This is a genomic window from Kribbella speibonae (assembly GCF_004331375.1).
GTDB lineage: Bacteria > Actinomycetota > Actinomycetes > Propionibacteriales > Kribbellaceae > Kribbella > Kribbella sindirgiensis.
The window spans coordinates 225,953-242,487 of the sequence record NZ_SJKC01000009.1 but is presented as its reverse complement, the minus strand read 5'-3'; the positions used below and the strand labels follow the sequence as shown (position 1 = coordinate 242,487).

Genomic DNA, 16,535 nt, shown 5'->3' with positions numbered 1-16,535 from the left:
GAGCCGACACGCAGATCGTGGCGAAGTCGCAAGTAGCCCGCGCCGGGGCTGTGTCGTTGGCCTGGTGCGGGGGATCGGCGTCGGTGGAGTGGAGGAGTTCTCTTGAAGCGGTTCGTGGTGCCGCCGAGTTGGCCTTCACCGCCCCGGCGCAACTGGATCCCGCCGAAGACCTGGCGCCCGGATCCGTCCTGGCCGCCGGCTCCGGAGGGCTGGCGGTTCTGGGTCGACGCCAAGGGCGAGCCGGTCCTCGGCCCGATCGGGCGGTACGGCGCTCCGTCCCGCCGGGCTGCGTACGCCGCGGGGGCAGCGATGATCGTGTTCGCCGGCGTCAACCTCTGGGCGGTGCTGATGATCGGCCAGTTCAACGGACCGGATGATTCGGCGGTCGTGACCTTCGTCGAGGAATCGCCGAGTCCGGCGGTCAGCTCGACGAGTCCCGCCGTACCGCGGACGACGTCTACTCCGCCGCTCGTGCCGCAGACGACTGTGGTGCCGAGCAAACGCCCCACGCCGCGGCCGACCCGGAAGCCGACTGCGACCAAGCCGACGGCGACCAAGAAGACCGAGCGGACCACGCCGACACCCACGCCCACGCCGACACGCACGACCAGTACGCCGACCGCGAGGCCGTCGCGTCCGACCAGTCGCCCGTCGACACGGGAGGAACTCCTTCGGCAGTACTGCATCGACCGCGGCATCGACCCTGCCTGGTGCGATCCGGCCAACTGGGAGCAAACGCCCTGACCCCTGTTGACAACCGGGCGGTCCACACCCATTCTTAACCATATGGTTCTGAAACCACTTGGTTATGAAGATGGGTTGACCGGTGTCTTCGCGGCGCTCGCCGACCCGACCCGCCGGGCGATCCTGACCCAGCTCAAGCACGGGGACGCGACGGTCGCCGAGCTCGCGGCGCCGTTCAGCATGTCGCAGCCGGCCGTCTCCAAACACCTGAAGGTGCTGGAGAACGCCGGGCTGATCAGCCGTTCGCAACGTGCGACGGCCCGGCTCAGTCACCTCGAGGCCGAACCGCTCCGCGCGGCCGTCGGCTGGTTGATGGACTACCGCGCCTACTGGGCGGAGAGCTTCGACCGTCTCGACGATCTGCTCGACGACCTGCAGGGGGAGTCGTGAAGGTCATCGCGGAGCCGGGGGTACCGCAGGTCGTCATCGTCCGGGAGTTCCGGGCGCCGCGGGACCTGCTGTTCCGCGCGTACACCGAGCCCGACCTGGTGAAGCGCTGGCTGGGTCCGGCCGGGCTCGAGCTGGTCGTGAACCAGCTCGACCCGCGGCACGGCGGCCGCTGGCGGTGGACGCATTACGACGGCGACGGCAAGGGCTACGTGTTCCACGGGCTGTACCACGGGGAGCCGACGCCGGACCGGATCGTGCAGACGTACGAGTTCGACCACGCGCCGGGAACCGTCTACCTGAATCTGATCACCTTCGACGAGGCCGACGGGGTCACCACCCTGACGCAGAACACCGTGTTCTTCGCGGTCGAGGACCGCGACCAGTACGTCGACGGCGGTATGGAGCGCGGTATCCGCGCCTCGATGCAGCAACTCGACGACCTCGTCACCGAACTGGCCGAGGAGGCCCACTCATGATGCTCAACGACAAACAGGCGATCGTGTACGGCGCGGCGGGCCCGATCGGCGGCGCCGTGGCCAAGGCGTTCGCGGCCGAAGGCGCGACCGTCCACCTCGCCGGCCGTACGGCGGAACGCCTGGAGAAGGTCGCGGACGAGATCCGCGCCGCGGGCGGCAAGACCGAGATCGCGGTCGTGGACGCCCTCGACGAACGATCGGTCGACGACCACGCCGCCGCGGTCGGCCGGATCGACATCTCGTTCAATCTGATCGGCCATGTGCAGCACTTCGGTACGCCGCTGATCGACATGTCCCTCGCCGACGTCGAAGGGCCGGTGCGAAACATGCTCCGCACCTTCTACCTCACGTCCCGCGCGGCCGCCCGGCGCATGGTCGAGCAGGGCTCCGGCGTGATCCTGACCTTCGGCGGGAACGGCGACCCGATGGCGAACCTCGGCGCGTTCCAGGCGGGGTTCGGCGCCGTCGAGGCGTTGCGCCGCAGCCTGGCGTGTGAGCTCGGTCCGCACGGCATCCGGGTGATCACGTTGCAGACCAACGGCATCCCGGAGTCGAACCCGGACACCTACCCGGAGGACTTCCGTCGCGAGATCGCCGCGCAGACCGCCGCCCAAACAATGCTGAACCGCGCCGCCACCCTGGCCGACGTCGGCGCCATCGCCACCTTCGCCGCCTCGGACCGGGCCGCCTCCATCACCGGCACCGCCCTCAACCTCACCGCCGGCGCCGTCGCCAACTGATGCCCGCGCAGGCAGCATGCATCGGCAGTTGGACAGGAGGTATCGGTCGGCTGGGTAGTGCACCTGAGCGTGATGGTGATCCTGCGTACGGTGTCTCACCGGTGCTCTACCTGTCGAGCTGCAGGCAGAGCGGGCTCAGCTCAGGAAGTCGATCGTCCGGCCGCGTCCGACCGCGGACCGATACACCGGCCAGGCGATCGCGAGGTCCTGCCACGGAAGTCCGACGGGCGCGTACACGGTGACCTCGTCCGCTGATCGGCGTCCCGGCGCGACACCGGTCAGCACCTCTTTGAACGTCGCGGTTGCAGCGTCGGTCGGCAGGCCGACGTTGCCCAAGGCTCCCATCTCTGCGGCGAGCGTGCGATCGTCGACAACCACCCGTGCGGCAGTGAGTAGATCTGCGGACAGCTCAATCTTCCCCGGCTCGTCGGCACCCAAGGTGGTGAGGTGGAGACCGGGCCGCAGATCGCGGGCCGTGAGTAGCGGCTCCCGGGACCAGGTGGCCAGCACGATGACGTCCGCCTCCGCGGCCACCTCCTGCGGGGTGCTCGCAACCGTGACCGGAATGTCCTGCTGCACAAGGAATTCCGCGGCCCGTTCGGGATCCAGGTCGTGCACCACGAGCCGGTCGACCGCTCTGAGGGCGGCCAGCCCGGTGACTGTCATCGCAGCCTGAGATCCAGCGCCAATCACTCCGACGACCCCTGTGCCTGCGAGTACGTCGGTTGCGAGGGCGGCCGCCAGGCCGGTACGCCAGGCAGTAACGGTCGAGCTGTCGAGGACGGCAAGGAGCGAGCCGTCGGTCAGATCGTGGAGGCAGACGATGCCACGCAACGCGGGCGATGCCCCGGGGAACTTGGCGTTGACCTTGACGGTGTAGGCCGGGATGCCGGGGATCAGCCCCGGCAAGAGCGCGGTCGCCGTACCGGGACCGGGGAGGTCGGTGCGGATCCGAAGCGGTTCGATGTCGGCGGACTCGCGGAATCCGGCGCGCAGCACGTCGAGGACAGCGGGGAGCTGGAGTGACCGCAGGATGTCCGAGCGAGTCAGGAGGAGGGTCATCAGACGATGTTTCGCTCGGCTCGGGAGTTGGACTGGTCGAAGCGGCGGGCGTTGAGGGGGCTGACGTCTACGAACGGCTCCCGGTGCAGGTAGAGGTCGCGGATTACCTCGCCGACCGCGGGGCCCTGGAGGAAGCCGTGGCCGGAGAAGCCGGTCGCGTAGAGGAATCGGGATGTGGTGTCCGCCTCGCCGATCAGGGCGTTGTGGTCGGGCGTCACCTCGTACAGACCTGCCCATCCACCAGTCAGCCCGACGTCCAACAGCGATGGCGCGCGTCGTGCCATCGCCTCGGTCAGCCGAGGGATCCACGTCTCCGTCCGGTTCAGGTGGAACCCGGGCTCCTCGTCGGGATCGGACATGCCGACCAGGAGCCCGGGGCCTTCGCGATGGAAGTAGAACGTCGTACCGAAGTCGATCGTCATCGGCAACCCGGCCGGGAGGCCGGCGATCGCCTCTGTGACGACGATCTGCCGCCGCAGCGGGACGACCGGAAGGTCGACCCCGACCAGCTCCCCGAGCTGCGCGGACCAGGCGCCCGCCGCACAGATCACCGTCCCGGTGCGAACCTCTCCGCGGTTGGTCCGCACCACCGAGATCTGGTTGCCCACCGCATCGATCCCCAGGACCTCGCACCCGGTGATCAGGCGCGCCCCGAGACGGCGGGCGGCCGACGCATAGCCCAGTACGACGGACTCCGGCGTGCAATGCCCCGCGGTCGGCGAGAAGCAGGCCCCGACCAGGCCATCCGGCGCGACGATGGGCGCCAGCGCGACGGCCTCGTCGACGGGGATCATCCGGGTCGGCCGGCCAGCGGTTTCCTGCAGCCTGTTCTGCAGTTCGGTGCTCTCGCGGAAATGCTCGACCTGCTCGGCACTGTCCAGCAAGAACAGGTACCCGACCCGATGCAGATCGATCTCCTGCCCAGGCCGTACGCCGAACCGTGCAAAGGCCTCAAGACTGCGCGCACCCAGCGCGATGTTCACCTCGTCGGAGAAGTTTGCTCGTACCCCACCCGCCGCCTTGCATGTCGACCCCGAGCCGAGCTGGCCCTTCTCGAGCAACAGCACATTGCGCACGCCGGCCTCCGCCAGATGGAAGGCAATACTCGTCCCCATCACGCCACCGCCGACAATCACCACCTCGGCCGACTCAGGCAGATCCGATCGCATGACACATCAGGCTAGCCTGGCGAATGTGGAGGAGCTTCGTGGGCAGCTGAAGGTCTGGGCGCAGAAGTGGCGCTGGTACCAGCGGAATTCGTTGCCGTGGAACCGGGGGCGGATCCACTGGGAGTTGATGCGGCGCGGGGCGTTCGCGCGGTGGCCGTTGCACGGGAACGTGCTGGAGGCCTTGCGGGACGGGCGGCTCGAGGTCGGCGCCCACACGATGTTCGAGCCCAACGTGTGGATCACCGTTGGCGACGAGGCACGGGTGCGGATCGGGGAGGGGACGTTCCTGAACATCGCGGTGATGGTCGCGGCACTCGACCTGGTAGAGATCGGGTCCCACTGCATGCTGGCGAACGGGTGCTTCGTGACCGACGCCAATCATCGGTACGACGATCCGGATCGGCCGGTGCCGTGGCAGGGGTTCGATTCCACGGGGCCGACGCGGATCGGCGACAATGTGTGGCTGGGGGCCAACGTGGTCGTCACGAGCGGGGTGACGATCGGCGAGAGGTGCGTGATCGGCGCCAACAGCGTTGTCACGCAGGACATTCCGCCGTACTCCGTCGCGGCCGGCGCACCGGCGAAGGTCCTGCGAGCCGTCACCTACCCGAAGGCCCAAACCTGACCGCCGCAGTACTCACGGGAGCTGGAACGTGAGATCGGCCTCGACGGTTTCGGTGTCCATCTGGGCCTTCTGCAGTTTGCCCGAGTAGTCCCAGTTCATGGACTGCCAGCGGGTGAACTGGTCGAGGACCCACACCCCGCTCTGCCGGGAGCCGTTGCCGGACTTCCCGTTCCCGCCGAACGGCAGGTGCGCCTCCGCGCCGGACGTCGAGTTGTTGACACTCACCATCCCCGCCGAGATCCCCTGCGCGAACCGGAACGCCTTGTTCGGATCGGTGGTGTAGATCGAGCTGGACAGCCCGTACCCGGACTTGTTGCCCAGAGCAATCGCCTCGTCGAGCGTCGAGTACGGCGTGACGCCGACGACCGGCCCGAACGTCTCGTTCAGGAACAGCTCGTCGTCCGCCCGTACCCCGGCCACGATCGTCGGGTGGTAGAACAGCCCGGCCGCCGGATCGCCGACGAACCCGGCCCGCGGGTTGTCCGCGGTGACCCGGCCGGTCCGGCCGATCACCTGGTGGTGCGCCGTGATCCACCCCAGTGACTTCTCGAACCCGGCCGCGAACTTCTCGTCCAGCAACGGCCCGAACAACACGTCCTGCGTCGGGTCGCCCATCGCCGCGTCCGCGGTCGCCTGCCCGAAGCGGTCCAGGAACTCGTCGTACACGGACCGGTGCACGATCGCCGTCCCCAAGGAGGTGCACCGTTGTCCCGCCGTACCGAAGCCGGAGAACAGTGCGCCCTCGACGGCCAGGTCCAGCTCCGCGTCCTCGGTGATCACCATCGGGTTCTTGCCGCCGAGCTCCAGGCAGGGCGTCTGCAGGTGACGGCCGCACAGCTCGCCGATCCGGGTGCCGACCGCGCTCGATCCGGTGAACCCGACCTTGTTGATCAGCCCGGCCGCCAACGCCTGCTCCAGTCCGGAAAACGTGTCCGGGCCGTCGGCGTACACCACGTTGAACACCCCGGCCGGTACGCCGGAATGCGCGAAGATCTCGTAGAACGCGTCGGAAACCACTGCGGAATATTCCGCCGGTTTCCACACCACGGTATTTCCGCAGAGCAGCGCCGGGACGATGTACCAGGACGGAACGGCGACCGGAAAGTTTCCGGCGGTGATCACGGCCACCGTTCCGACCGGGCGCCGGAACGTGAACAGTTGCTTGTCCGGCATCTCCGACGGCACCGTCTGCCCGTACAGCCGACGGCCCTCGCCGAGGAAGAAGTCGCAGGTGTCGATGATCTCCTGCACCTCGCCCAGCGCCTCACCCAGAGGCTTCCCGATCTCCCGCGTGACGAGAGCGGCGAGCCGCTCCTTGTTCAGGGTCATCAGCCGGCCCACGTTCGAGATCACCTGGCCGCGCTGCGGCGCCGGCGTCGCGGCCCAGGCGGCCTGCGCGGACCGGGCCGCCTCGGCAGCCCGCACGAACACCTCCGGCCCGGCACTGCCGACCGTCCCGACGACATCGCTCAACTGCGCCGGGTTGGTCGACGGGGTACGCCGTACCGCTTCCGCCACGCGCTCGCCACCGACAACGGACAGCACCTCACCGGCCATACGGCCACCTCCTCGTAGTGGGTCTCCACCCTAAGACGACGGCGGCACTTTCTGGTCCGGGTACAGGTCCGGGATCGGGATCGGCATCCGCCACAGGTGGGAGTTGGGGTGGATCATGCCGTGCCGGATGGCGACGTACCGGAGGAGGCGGAGCGGGCCCGCGATCAGTACGACGGCCAGCGGCAACTCGACCAGGAACGCGCTGAGCAGTGCCTGGGTGAGGTCGCCGCCGCGCTGGCTGGTCATCACGTCGAACCAGGCGTCGCAGATCAGCAGGACGCCGGACGCGAACGCCGTCGGGAACACGAACTGCTTGCGCTTCCAGCCGGCCAGCGCGGTCAGCACGAGCATCGTGAGCAGCAGGATGTCGAACCCGACCCAGGTCGCGACCCAGTTCCGCGCGACGTAGTGGCTGGGCAGGGTGATCGCCAGGTACACGGTCCACGGGATCAGGGCGGCCGCGCAGACCAGCATCAGGACCGTCCGCCACTTGCGGATCCGGTCGATCGTCCGCCGGGACGGCAGCCCGGCCGGTCGCGGGGCGAGCCGGAGGATGAGCTCCCGCCGCTCCTGCGGTGTCATCGCCGCGATCTCCTCGTCAGTCACCCGCACACCTCGAGTATGCCTTGTGATTGCATTCACAAGCCGGTATTCTGTGCGTACGGAGAAGCTGTCGATGATGACAGGCGAGGTGTGGCCATGACCAAGCGCAGACCACCGGGCATGAGTAACCAGGAGTGGGTCGAGGCGCAGATCAAGCTCGCGCAGAACCAGGGCGAGTTCGACGACCTGCCCGGTGCCGGCAAACCACTGAAGTTGGCGGACCAGCACGATCCCGACTGGTGGGTGAAGGACTTCATCCGTCGCGAGGACCTCGAGACCGAGGCGTTGCTGCCGCCGGCCGTCCAGCTCCGCAAGGAGAAGCAGCAGGTCCACGAGAAGGTGCGCGGGATGCGCCGCGAGACCGAGGTTCGCGAGTACCTGGCCGACCTCAACAAGCGGATCCGGCTCAGCATCCGCGACACCACCGGACCGGTCGTGCCGACGGGACCGGTGGACGAGGACGTGGTGATCGCCCAGTGGCGGATGGAACGCCCCGCGCGCGAACCACTTCCGCAGCGCACCGAAGAGCACCGGCCGCGGAAGAGGTCCATCTGGCAGCGACTGTTCAGCTGAGCAGTTCGCGGGCCGCTGTCTCGATGGTCTGTTCGCTGAGCAGTACGTCGTGTGCGGCCGCGCCGAGCGGGACGTACGAGTCGTAGCTCGTCACCCGGGCCATGCGGCCGGTGTACCCATGGTCGATCAGCGTGGCGAGGACGCCCTCGGACACGCCGCCGGACCGGCGGGTCTCGTCCGCGACCAGCACGCGTCCGGTGATGTTTGCCTCACGCAACAAGTCCTCGACCGGCAACGGCGCCAGCCAGCGCAGATCCAGAACACGTATTCCGGAAACGCGTTCCGCAACCCGCAGGCTCATCGGAACACCGTTTCCGAACGTGACGACGGTCAGTTCGGTCCCGTCGCCGTACGTCCGGCCGCGCCCGATCGGCACCGGTTCGGACGGGTACGGCGCCAGCCACTGCTCGTCGCCGTCCTGGTACAGGTCCCGGCGGTGGTAGAGCGCGATCGGCTCGAGGAAAACGCTGACGGTGCCGGACGACCGGGCCGCCGCCGTACACGCCTGCAGCATCGCGGCCGCGTCGTCCGGACGCGACGGTGAGGCGATCACGATCCCCGGGATGTCCCGCAGGACGCCGATCGCGTCGTCGTTGTGGAAGTGGCCGCCGAAGCCCTTCTGGTATCCGTAGCCGGCGATCCGCAGCACCATTGGGTTCGCGTACTGCTCCTGCGAGAAGAACTTCAGCGACGCCGCCTCGCCACGCAACTGGTCCTCGGCGTTGTGCAGGTAGGCGAGGTACTGGATCTCGGGAATCGGCAACAGCCCCGAGACACCGGCCCCGAGCGCGAGCCCCAGGATCGACTGCTCGTCGAGCAGTGTGTCGAAGACGCGGGGCGGCCCGAACGCCTTCTGCAGCCCGCGCGTCACGCCGTACACACCGCCCTTGCGGCCCACGTCCTCGCCGAAGACCATCGCCTCCGGGTACGACGCCAGTACGTCGCTGAGCGCGCGGTTGATCGACTGGCTGAGCGTCAACGGCTCTGCAGCAGGCGTACGTTGCGGCAACGCAGCGGCGACCGCGTCAGATGAAGGGAAGCGCAGGGGCGCGGCGACGACCTCGGGTGAGGTGAGCTGGGGGAGGCCCGCGACCTCGGCCGCGATCCGGAGCGCCTCGGCGTGCTTCTCGTCGTACAGCTCGATGATTTCGTCGGCGGTGTAGCCGGCGCCGAGCAGGTAGCGCGCCGTACCGAGCAGCGGATCGAGCTCCTCGTCCGCGGCCAGCTCCGCGGGAGACCGGTACGCCGTTTCCACGTCGGAGCCCGCGTGACCGAGCAAGCGGACCGTGCGCAACCGCAGGAACGCGGGCCGACGGTTCCGCCGTACGAAGGTGGCCGCCTCGCGCGCCATCGACAGCGCCGCGTCGAGATCGGTGCCGTCCGCGTCGAAGTACCGCAGGCCGGGACGCGAACCGTACGCCTGCCGGATCCAGCCGTCCGGGGTGCGCACGCTGATCCCGATCCCGTTGTCCTCGCAGACCAGCAGCAACGGCATCGGCAGACCCTGGTACGACGCGTGCAGGGCCGCGTTGATCGCGCCGGTCGCGGTCGAGTGGTTCGCGGACGCGTCGCCGAAGCTGGTCACCACGATCGCGTCGGACGGCCACGGGGACGGTACGCCGAGTTTCGCCGACCGGTTCATCGAGAACGCGACGCCCATCGCCCGCGGCAGGTGCGAGGCGATCGTCGACGTCTGCGGGATCACCGACAACTCGTGCCGGCCGAACACCTTGTGCCGGCCGCCGGCGATCGGTTCGGTGGTCGCCGCGGCGACACCGAGCAGGATGTCGCGCAGGCCCTCTTTCGAGCCGCACTGGGCGGCGCGGGTCAGGTAGAACGCCCCGGACCGGTAGTGCAGCAGGGCCGGGTCGGTCGGCTCCAGGGCGGCGGCGACGGCCGCGTTGCCCTCGTGACCGGCCGAGCCGATCGTGTAGAAGCCGGTGCCCTGGGACTGCATCCAGCGGGCCGCGAGGTCCGCGTGCCGGCTGCCGAGCTGAGCGTCGTACAGGCCGCGGAGCAGCTCTGCGTCGTGCTCCCACGGGGCCGGGGCGAGGCCGCGGACGCGTTCGGCGAAGGTCCTCATTTCATCCATGATCCGGGATCGCCCCGCCGAACACAGCTCCGCCCACGAGTTGAACAGGTCACCCCGCCGGTCCGGGGAACCGCGCTGGGGGGTTGTTCGTTCTAGCTGGGAGGGGGACTCTGTGGGGTGTGGTGACGGTGAGTGAGCCTTGGTGATGCAGCTTTCCTGGGTACGGCGGGTGGGGATCGCGGCTGGTCTCGGAGTCGGGACAGCCGGTGCGCTCGCCGGCGTACTCCTGCTCGGTCCGCTCGCGGCGTCGATCCTGCTGGTCGTGGTGTTCGTGCTGGTCTGGCCGCTGGCTGCCGTGGTCCGGCATGTCACGGACGATGCGCCGTACGGCTCGGCGGCCCTGGTCGCGGGGACGGCGGCCGTCGCGGTGTTGTGTCTGCCCGGGCTGGTGCGGTTGCTCGCGTGGGGTGCGCTCGGAGTGGTGACGGCGCTGGTCCTGGCCGCCCTGTTCGTGCTGATCGACCTCGCCGTACCCGATCGGGTCCCGCACCTGCGCCCGTCGCGTAAGCAGCGCAAGCTGGTGCGCCTGACCGAGATGCAGGTCGTGGAGGACGAGCAGTTGATCGCGTCGCTGCAGTGTCCGCTCTCCATCGAGGAGCTCTGCGGGGTCTGGTCCGAAACCGCCACGCAGCTCACCCAGGGCGCCGATCTCCGCGACCGGCAGGCCGTCGCCGAGGTCCGCCGGATCTGCCTCGACGAGTTCGAACGGCGCAACCCCGACGGCTTCCACCGCTGGCTGGACGCCGGCGCTCCCGCCAACCCCGGCCACTACCTCCTGGGCAACCCCAACAACTAGGCAGCCTTCTTCCGGCTTCGGCTGGTCTTCTTCGCGGCCGTCTTCTTCTTCGCTGTGGTCTTCTTTCGCGCTCCGCGGGACTTGCGGGCCTCCTCGACGCTGGCGCGAAGGGCGGCGACCAGATCGGTCGGGTTCGTCGCCTGCGGCTCCTCCTCGGAGTAGACGATCTCCTTGCCCTGATGCTTGGTCTTGACCAGTTCCTTGACCCGCTCGGTGTAGGTGTCCTGGTACGACGCCGGCTTCCACTCGCCGCTCATCGCCTCGATCAGGTCGACCGCCATCGACAGTTGCTTGCCGGCGCCCGCCTTGCGCGGCAGGTCGCCGAGTTCCTCGTCCGGATCGCGGATCTCGTCGGCGAAGAACATGGTCTCCAGCACGAGAACCTTCCCGTCCGCCCGGATCGTCGCCAGGTACTCCTTGCCGCGCATCACGAACTTCGCAATCCCCGCGCGGTTCGTCTTCGCCAGCGCGTCCCGCAGCAGCGCGTACGACGACGCGTTCTCGGAATCCTTCGGGCCGAGGTAATAGCTCTTCTGGAAGTGCATCGGGTCGATCTCGTCCAGGTCGACGAACGTGTCGATCTCCAGCGACCGCGACTTGCCCGGCGCGATGTCGTCGAGTTCCTCGGGTTCGACGATCACGTACTCGCCGCCGCCGACGTCGTGACCCTTCACGATCTTCTCGTACGGGACCTCGCGGCCGGTGCGCTCGTTCACGCGCTTGTACCGGATCCGGTCCGACGTCCCCTTCTGGAACTGGTGGAAGTCGATCTCGTGCTCGTGGGTCGCGCTGTACAACCCGACCGGTACCGAGACCAGGCCGAAGTTGATGTATCCGCTCCAGATCGCCCGTGCCATCGCCGGCTCCTTTCGCCGCCCCGACCGGTACCCAGTTCAGAGCCGGTTGTAGCGCTTCCGGGCCTCGCGGCTCTCCTTCTGGGCGTCGCGGGCGGCTCGGCGGGCCTCGTCGAGCTCGGAGCCGACGCGGTGGACCCGGGCCTGCGCCTCGGAGAGGGCTTCGCGGGCGTTGTCGAGCTCGGTGTCCAGCTCCTCGACCTTCGCCTCGGCCTCCTGCGCCGCGGCGACGGCCTCTTCGAAGGCCTGCTTGGCCTCGGCCTTCGCCGCCGCCTCGCGTTCCTCCCGCTCCTGCCGCTCGCGCTCCGCAGCCTCCCGCTTCTTCCGCTCCGCCGCGGACTCCCCGGCCTCCTTCTTCGACACAGCTGGGGCCGCTGGTTCCGCCTGCTGAGCCTTGCGCCGGTCACGCGCCGCCTGGCGGCGCTCGTCGGTGAGCGGGGTGACGTTGGACGGTTCACCGTTCTCGTCGACGACGCCGAAGCCGACGTGCCGCAGCGCGCTGCTCAACCGGCCCTCACGGACGGCGTCGCCCGCGGCCGGATCCACCAGCGCGGCGTCCAGCGTCTCGCGGAGCTTCTGGCCGACGTCCGCGCTGACCTTCTGGCCTTCGTCGGCGGCCAGCCGCGCGGCCTCCTTGGACAGTTTGTCCAGCAGCCGGTGCCGCTTCGGCGTCAGGTCCCGCAGGCGCTCGCCGTCGAGATCGGCGGTCGCCTCCCGGAACTCGTCACCGAGCGCGAGCAGGTCGTCGAGCTCGTCGGGCAGCTTGCGGGCGACCAGGTTCGCGATCCAGGCCGCGACCGTCGGCTTGCGCAGCGCCTTCAGCCGGGTCGACCCCAACGCGTCCCCGTCCGCCTTCAGCTGCTTGGCCAGCTCGTTGCGAGTAGCAATGAAGTCGGCCGCCGGCGCCGCATACACCGCATCCGCCGCCTCCTCGAAGTCCACGAAGGCGACGGTACCCGAATCAGCTGCCGCTGGGACCCCGTTGCACGGCCAGTTCGGTGCGGAGGGTTTCGAGGATGCCGCGGAGCAGGCGGGAGACCTGCATCTGGCTGACGCCGAGTTCGTGGCCGATCTCCTCCTGCGTGAAGCCGTTGCAGAAGCGGAGCTGGAGGATGCGTTTGTCCCGTTCGCCGAGGTTCGCGACCGCGGGTGTCAGGGTGTGCACGTTCTCGACCAGGTCGTAGCCGTCCTCGGCGTCGGCGACGGTGTCCATCAGGCTCGTCCCGCCGTCCGACGTACCGGGCGCGTCCAGCGAGAGCGTGCTGAAGCAGCCGCGGACCGAGGTGGCCTCGGCGACCTCGGACGGATCGGTGCCGAGCGCTTCCGCGGTCTCCTCGTCGGTCGGCACGTGACCGAGCCGCTGGATCAGCTCGGGTTCCGCGGCGGCGATGCTGCCCTGCATCTCCTGGACGCGGCGCGGCGGCCGGATCGTCCAGGCGCAGTCCCGGAAGTACCGCTTCAGTTCACCGCGGATCGTCGGTACGGCGTACGACAGGAACGCCGTCGACGCCTCCAGCCGGTACCCGTTGGCGGCCTTCACCAGGCCGAGGTACGCGACCTGCTCGAGGTCGTCGGCGTCGACGCCCTTGCTGCGGTACCGGGAGGCGATCGATCTGGCCACCGGCGCGTTCAGGAGGACGACCTCGTCGAGGCACGCCTGGTGCCGGGGATCCGGGACGCTGTCCGCCTCGAGCAGCAGCTCGTGGGTGGCGTCGGCGATGTTCTGCTTGGTGCGTTCTGCAGTTGCGATCGTCACGGGAGATACCTCGTCGTGTCGTCGTACATGCTTGGTGGCAGGGGCTGAACCACTGGTTCCACCAGATCAAACTCGGCCGGAGCTTTCAAGTACCCGACTGTTACGGGTGCTTGAAACGCTTGTCGCCTGACAGTAACTGTCAGGTTTCAATGGTTTGCTCACACTCATGAACGAGTGTTGCGCCGTCGTCGACCTGCGCCAGTACACCCTGCACCCCGGACACCGCGACGCCCTGATCGAGGTTTTCGACACTTACCTCGTCGAGGGGCAGGAACAGACCGGTATGCACATCGTCGGTCAGTTCCGCGATCTGGACGATCCGGATCGGTTCGTCTGGATCCGCGGGTTCCGCGACCTGCCCGCGCGCGCGGACGCGCTGAACGCGTTCTACTACGGCCCTGTGTGGCGCGCCCACGCCGCCGCGGCGAACGTGACGATGATCGACTCGGACAACGCCCTGCTGCTGAAGCCCGTGCGGCTCGGACCCGGCTACCCGGCGCTCGACGCGCCGCGAGCGGGCGACGCGGCGAGTTCGATGATTGGCGGAGCGGTCTACCACCGCGCTGCCGAGGACGACGGATTCGTCGAGTTCTTCACCGATCAGGTCGTGCCGGTGCTCGCCGCGACCGGTGCCGAGCCGGTCGCGGTGTTCGAGAGCTTGGTTGCCGAGAACAACTTCCCGCAGCTGCCGTTGCGAGACGAGGTGGTGCTCACCTGGTTCGCGCGGTTCGCCGATGACACGGCGTACGACGAGCATCGCCGGCAACTCGCCGACTCGCGGGTCTGGCAGGAGCGTGTGCTGCCCGAGCTGGTCTGCCGGTCGGCGAAGCCGGTGCAGGAGTTGCGGCTGCGGCCGACCGGGGGATCGCAGTTCCGGTAAATACGTTGCGGGGCCCGGAACGGCCGGGCATCCTGTGGTGACCGAGCAGCGGCGAATGCTGCCTGGACCTAAGGAGGGCTGACGGATGGCCATCACTGTGCTGCGGCATGTCCGCGTCAGTCTCACTTCTTCGTTCAGGAGCACACCCGTTGTCTACCGAGTACGAATTCACCTCTAACTACTCAGACCTCGAACCGGATCCGTCCGATGCCTTTGTCTTCAAGTTCCACTCGGTGGACGAGGACCTGGGGCCGGATCAGCGGTGGTCCACCTGGCTGGACGTCGAGCGCGGTTCTCGCGGCCCCCTAGATCCTTTGACACAGGCACGCCCCTCGTGGGTTGTGACGGAACAGGCGGCGATCGACACCGAGCTAGGCGTCCTCAAAACCGGCAAAGAGGCCGACGTCTTCTTGGTCGAGCGCGCTGTCAAAGCCATCGGCGACAACCCGGCGAAATCCTCCCTGCTGGCCGCGAAGCGGTACCGCACCGAGGAGCACCGGTCCTTCCACCGCAGTACGTCGTACGTCGAAGGGCGCCGTACCCGCAACAGCCGTGACAGCCGGGCGATGGCGAAGAAGACCGCGCACGGGCGCAGTGTCGCGGCCGGCGGCTGGGCGTACGCGGAATGGGAAGCCCTGAACCGGTTGTGGGTGGCCGGCGTCCCGGTGCCGTACCCCGTCCAGGTGGACGGCACCGAGCTGCTGATGGAGTTCATCGACGACGGCGAGGGCGGTGCCGCGCCACGGCTCGCCCAGGTCCGCCCGCCGAAGGAGCTGCTCGGTCAGTACTTCGAGCAACTCCGCGGCGGGATGCGTGAGCTGGCCCGGGCGGGGCTGGCGCACGGCGACCTCTCGCCGTACAACGTCCTCGCCCAGGGGGAGCGGATCGTGATGATCGACCTGCCACAGGTGGTCGACATCGTCGGCAACCCCAAGGGCATGGACTTCCTGCTCCGCGACTGCCACAACATGGCCACGTGGTTCACCAACCGCGGGCTGGAAATCGACGAGCAGGAGCTGTTCGCCGACCTGCTCACGATGGTGTTCTGATCGCCCGCTGGAGCAGGGGGACAAGCGGGACCAGCTGGTTGGGGTAGGCGTCGACAAGGCCGTCGACGTGGTTGCCTGCCTCGACCCGCTGGTACGTGTGCAGGCCGGTGCCACGAGCCATCTCTGCGTACACGTCGGAGTCCTGGGCGATTGGGAGCAGGCTGTCGTACGTGCCGTGGATCGTGATGAGCGGCTTCTTGATCTTGCCGGTGAGCGCGATGCGCTTGATCGACCGGTGCGCTTCCGGGCGTTGGGCGTAGTTGTAGCCGGCTTCGGTGCCGGTGTACGTCGGGTCCAGTTCGGCGGCGTAGATGCGCTGGGTCAGCTTCCAGTAGACCGTGTAGTGGTAGTCCCAGAGGAAGTCCGACCGCGGATCGAAGCCCGCCGCGACGATCGCGGCCGGGTCGTGCTGCTCGTAGCCTTTGATTGCCTGAGGCAAGTAGGTGAAGAGGTTCGGCCCCTTGACGGTCCACAGCGTGCCTTCCAGGTCCACACCGCGGGTGAAGAGCTCCGGGTGGTGCTCGAGCTGCCAACGGACCAGGTAGCCGCCGTTCGAGATGCCCGCGGCGATCACCTCACGCGCCGCGTGGCCGTAGTACTGCGACACCGTGGCGCGGGCAGCTCGCGCGAGTTGCGTCGTACGCACGTTCCACTCGACGATCGCGTCGCCGGGGCGCAGGCCGTCGGTGTAGAACGCGGCGCCGGTGTTGCCCTTGTCGGTCGCGGCGTACGCGTAGCCCAGCGAGAGCACGTAGTCCGAGATCGCCTTGTCGTTTGCGTACTGCGCTCGCACCCCGGGTGATCCGGAGACGACGAGTCCGCCGTTCCACGTCCGCGGCAGCCGGATCACGAACTGCGAGTCGTGGTTCCACCCGTGGTTCGTGTTGGTGTGCGAGTTGTCCGGAAAGTACCCGTCGATCTGCACCCCCGGTACGCCGGATTGCTGCGGCAGACCCGCATGCGTGAGGCCGGCGTAGTCGGCGGGATTGGTGTGGCCTGACGCGACTGTTCCGGCCGTGGTCAGGTCGTCCAGGTGCGCGACCTGCTGGTACTCGGCACCCGGAACGCGAACGGTCCGGTGAGCTTCGGCCGGCACGGTCACACCTGCGAGCAGAACAGTGGCGGTGAGCAAGCTGAGGAGACGGCGCATGCGGTCACGCTAGGAGCCG

General features: G+C 68.5%; 18 protein-coding genes. 9 read left to right on the top strand and 9 right to left on the bottom strand.

The window, feature by feature from the left end:
- Window positions 1-102 precede the first annotated feature (102 nt).
- The 4 genes from E0H92_RS42070 to E0H92_RS42055 all read left to right on the top strand — a co-directional run bounded on the left by E0H92_RS42070 (window position 103) and on the right by E0H92_RS42055 (window position 2,350).
- The gene (locus tag E0H92_RS42070; protein ID WP_131500233.1) at window positions 103-744 is read left to right on the top strand and encodes a hypothetical protein; all 642 of its coding nucleotides are present in this window, start codon (window positions 103-105) and stop codon (window positions 742-744) included.
- A gap of 75 nt (window positions 745-819) precedes the next feature.
- Window positions 820-1,134 (top strand): ArsR/SmtB family transcription factor, encoded by a 315-nt coding sequence (locus tag E0H92_RS42065; protein WP_238173826.1) that lies wholly within the window; start codon window positions 820-822, stop codon window positions 1,132-1,134.
- Complete coding sequence (locus E0H92_RS42060; RefSeq protein ID WP_165550271.1) at window positions 1,131-1,610, top strand: SRPBCC domain-containing protein; 480 nt, start codon at window positions 1,131-1,133, stop codon at window positions 1,608-1,610. Before E0H92_RS42065 ends, E0H92_RS42060 begins: the two co-directional genes overlap by 4 nt.
- Window positions 1,607-2,350 (top strand): SDR family NAD(P)-dependent oxidoreductase, encoded by a 744-nt coding sequence (locus E0H92_RS42055; protein WP_131500230.1) that lies wholly within the window; start codon window positions 1,607-1,609, stop codon window positions 2,348-2,350. The genes E0H92_RS42060 and E0H92_RS42055 overlap by 4 nt, the downstream gene beginning before the upstream one ends.
- A 135-nt stretch (window positions 2,351-2,485) precedes the next feature.
- Here the strand turns inward: E0H92_RS42055 and E0H92_RS42050 are convergent, their stop codons facing one another.
- Window positions 2,486-3,412, bottom strand: a complete 927-nt coding sequence (locus E0H92_RS42050) for an ornithine cyclodeaminase family protein (protein WP_131500229.1) — start codon at window positions 3,410-3,412, stop codon at window positions 2,486-2,488.
- Entirely contained in the window at window positions 3,412-4,581 is a 1,170-nt protein-coding gene (locus tag E0H92_RS42045; RefSeq protein WP_131500228.1) for an NAD(P)/FAD-dependent oxidoreductase, read from the bottom strand. Before E0H92_RS42045 ends, E0H92_RS42050 begins: the two co-directional genes overlap by 1 nt.
- 25 nt (window positions 4,582-4,606) lie before the next feature.
- Between E0H92_RS42045 and E0H92_RS42040 the strand changes: the two genes are divergently transcribed.
- Entirely contained in the window at window positions 4,607-5,206 is a 600-nt protein-coding gene (locus tag E0H92_RS42040) for an acyltransferase (protein WP_131500227.1), read from the top strand.
- A 12-nt stretch (window positions 5,207-5,218) separates the two neighbouring features.
- On the opposite strand, the gene E0H92_RS42035 is transcribed toward E0H92_RS42040, so the two are convergent.
- Window positions 5,219-6,763 (bottom strand): aldehyde dehydrogenase family protein, encoded by a 1,545-nt coding sequence (locus tag E0H92_RS42035; protein WP_131500226.1) that lies wholly within the window; start codon window positions 6,761-6,763, stop codon window positions 5,219-5,221.
- Between the two features lie 30 nt (window positions 6,764-6,793).
- On the bottom strand, window positions 6,794-7,369 hold the full coding sequence (locus E0H92_RS42030; RefSeq protein WP_202874106.1) for a hypothetical protein: 576 nt from the start codon (window positions 7,367-7,369) through the stop codon (window positions 6,794-6,796).
- 93 nt (window positions 7,370-7,462) lie between these two features.
- Here E0H92_RS42030 and E0H92_RS42025 point away from each other — a divergent pair, with 93 nt between their 5' ends.
- A complete protein-coding gene (locus tag E0H92_RS42025; RefSeq protein ID WP_131460695.1) occupies window positions 7,463-7,939 on the top strand; it encodes a DnaJ family domain-containing protein in 477 nt (158 codons plus the stop codon).
- Here E0H92_RS42025 and E0H92_RS42020 read toward each other — a convergent pair.
- Entirely contained in the window at window positions 7,932-10,022 is a 2,091-nt protein-coding gene (locus E0H92_RS42020; RefSeq protein WP_238152560.1) for a thiamine pyrophosphate-dependent enzyme, read from the bottom strand. The genes E0H92_RS42025 and E0H92_RS42020 overlap by 8 nt on opposite strands.
- A gap of 154 nt (window positions 10,023-10,176) precedes the next feature.
- Here E0H92_RS42020 and E0H92_RS42015 point away from each other — a divergent pair, with 154 nt between their 5' ends.
- Entirely contained in the window at window positions 10,177-10,827 is a 651-nt protein-coding gene (locus tag E0H92_RS42015; protein WP_131500225.1) for a hypothetical protein, read from the top strand.
- Here the strand turns inward: E0H92_RS42015 and ku are convergent.
- The 3 genes from ku to E0H92_RS42000 are packed head-to-tail and all read right to left on the bottom strand — an operon-like array spanning window position 10,824 to window position 13,437.
- Window positions 10,824-11,684 carry a non-homologous end joining protein Ku gene (gene ku / locus E0H92_RS42010; RefSeq protein WP_131500224.1) on the bottom strand — a complete coding sequence of 287 codons (861 nt, stop codon included), beginning with the start codon at window positions 11,682-11,684 and terminating at the stop codon, window positions 10,824-10,826. The two genes, E0H92_RS42015 and ku, sit on opposite strands and share 4 nt — an antisense overlap.
- Window positions 11,685-11,720: 36 nt before the next feature.
- The gene (locus E0H92_RS42005) at window positions 11,721-12,623 is read right to left on the bottom strand and encodes a hypothetical protein (protein WP_131500223.1); all 903 of its coding nucleotides are present in this window, start codon (window positions 12,621-12,623) and stop codon (window positions 11,721-11,723) included.
- A gap of 19 nt (window positions 12,624-12,642) precedes the next feature.
- Window positions 12,643-13,437 (bottom strand): sigma-70 family RNA polymerase sigma factor, encoded by a 795-nt coding sequence (locus E0H92_RS42000; protein ID WP_131500222.1) that lies wholly within the window; start codon window positions 13,435-13,437, stop codon window positions 12,643-12,645.
- Between the two features lie 166 nt (window positions 13,438-13,603).
- Between E0H92_RS42000 and E0H92_RS41995 the strand changes: the two genes are divergently transcribed.
- Window positions 13,604-14,317, top strand: coding sequence for an NIPSNAP family protein (locus E0H92_RS41995; protein ID WP_131500221.1), 714 nt, complete (start codon window positions 13,604-13,606; stop codon window positions 14,315-14,317).
- Window positions 14,318-14,658: 341 nt separating this feature from the next.
- A complete protein-coding gene (locus E0H92_RS41990) occupies window positions 14,659-15,366 on the top strand; it encodes a serine protein kinase RIO (protein ID WP_238173825.1) in 708 nt (235 codons plus the stop codon).
- Here the strand turns inward: E0H92_RS41990 and E0H92_RS41985 are convergent.
- On the bottom strand, window positions 15,350-16,516 hold the full coding sequence (locus E0H92_RS41985; RefSeq protein WP_131500219.1) for an alpha/beta hydrolase family protein: 1,167 nt from the start codon (window positions 16,514-16,516) through the stop codon (window positions 15,350-15,352). The genes E0H92_RS41990 and E0H92_RS41985 overlap by 17 nt on opposite strands.
- Window positions 16,517-16,535: the final 19 nt, after the last annotated feature.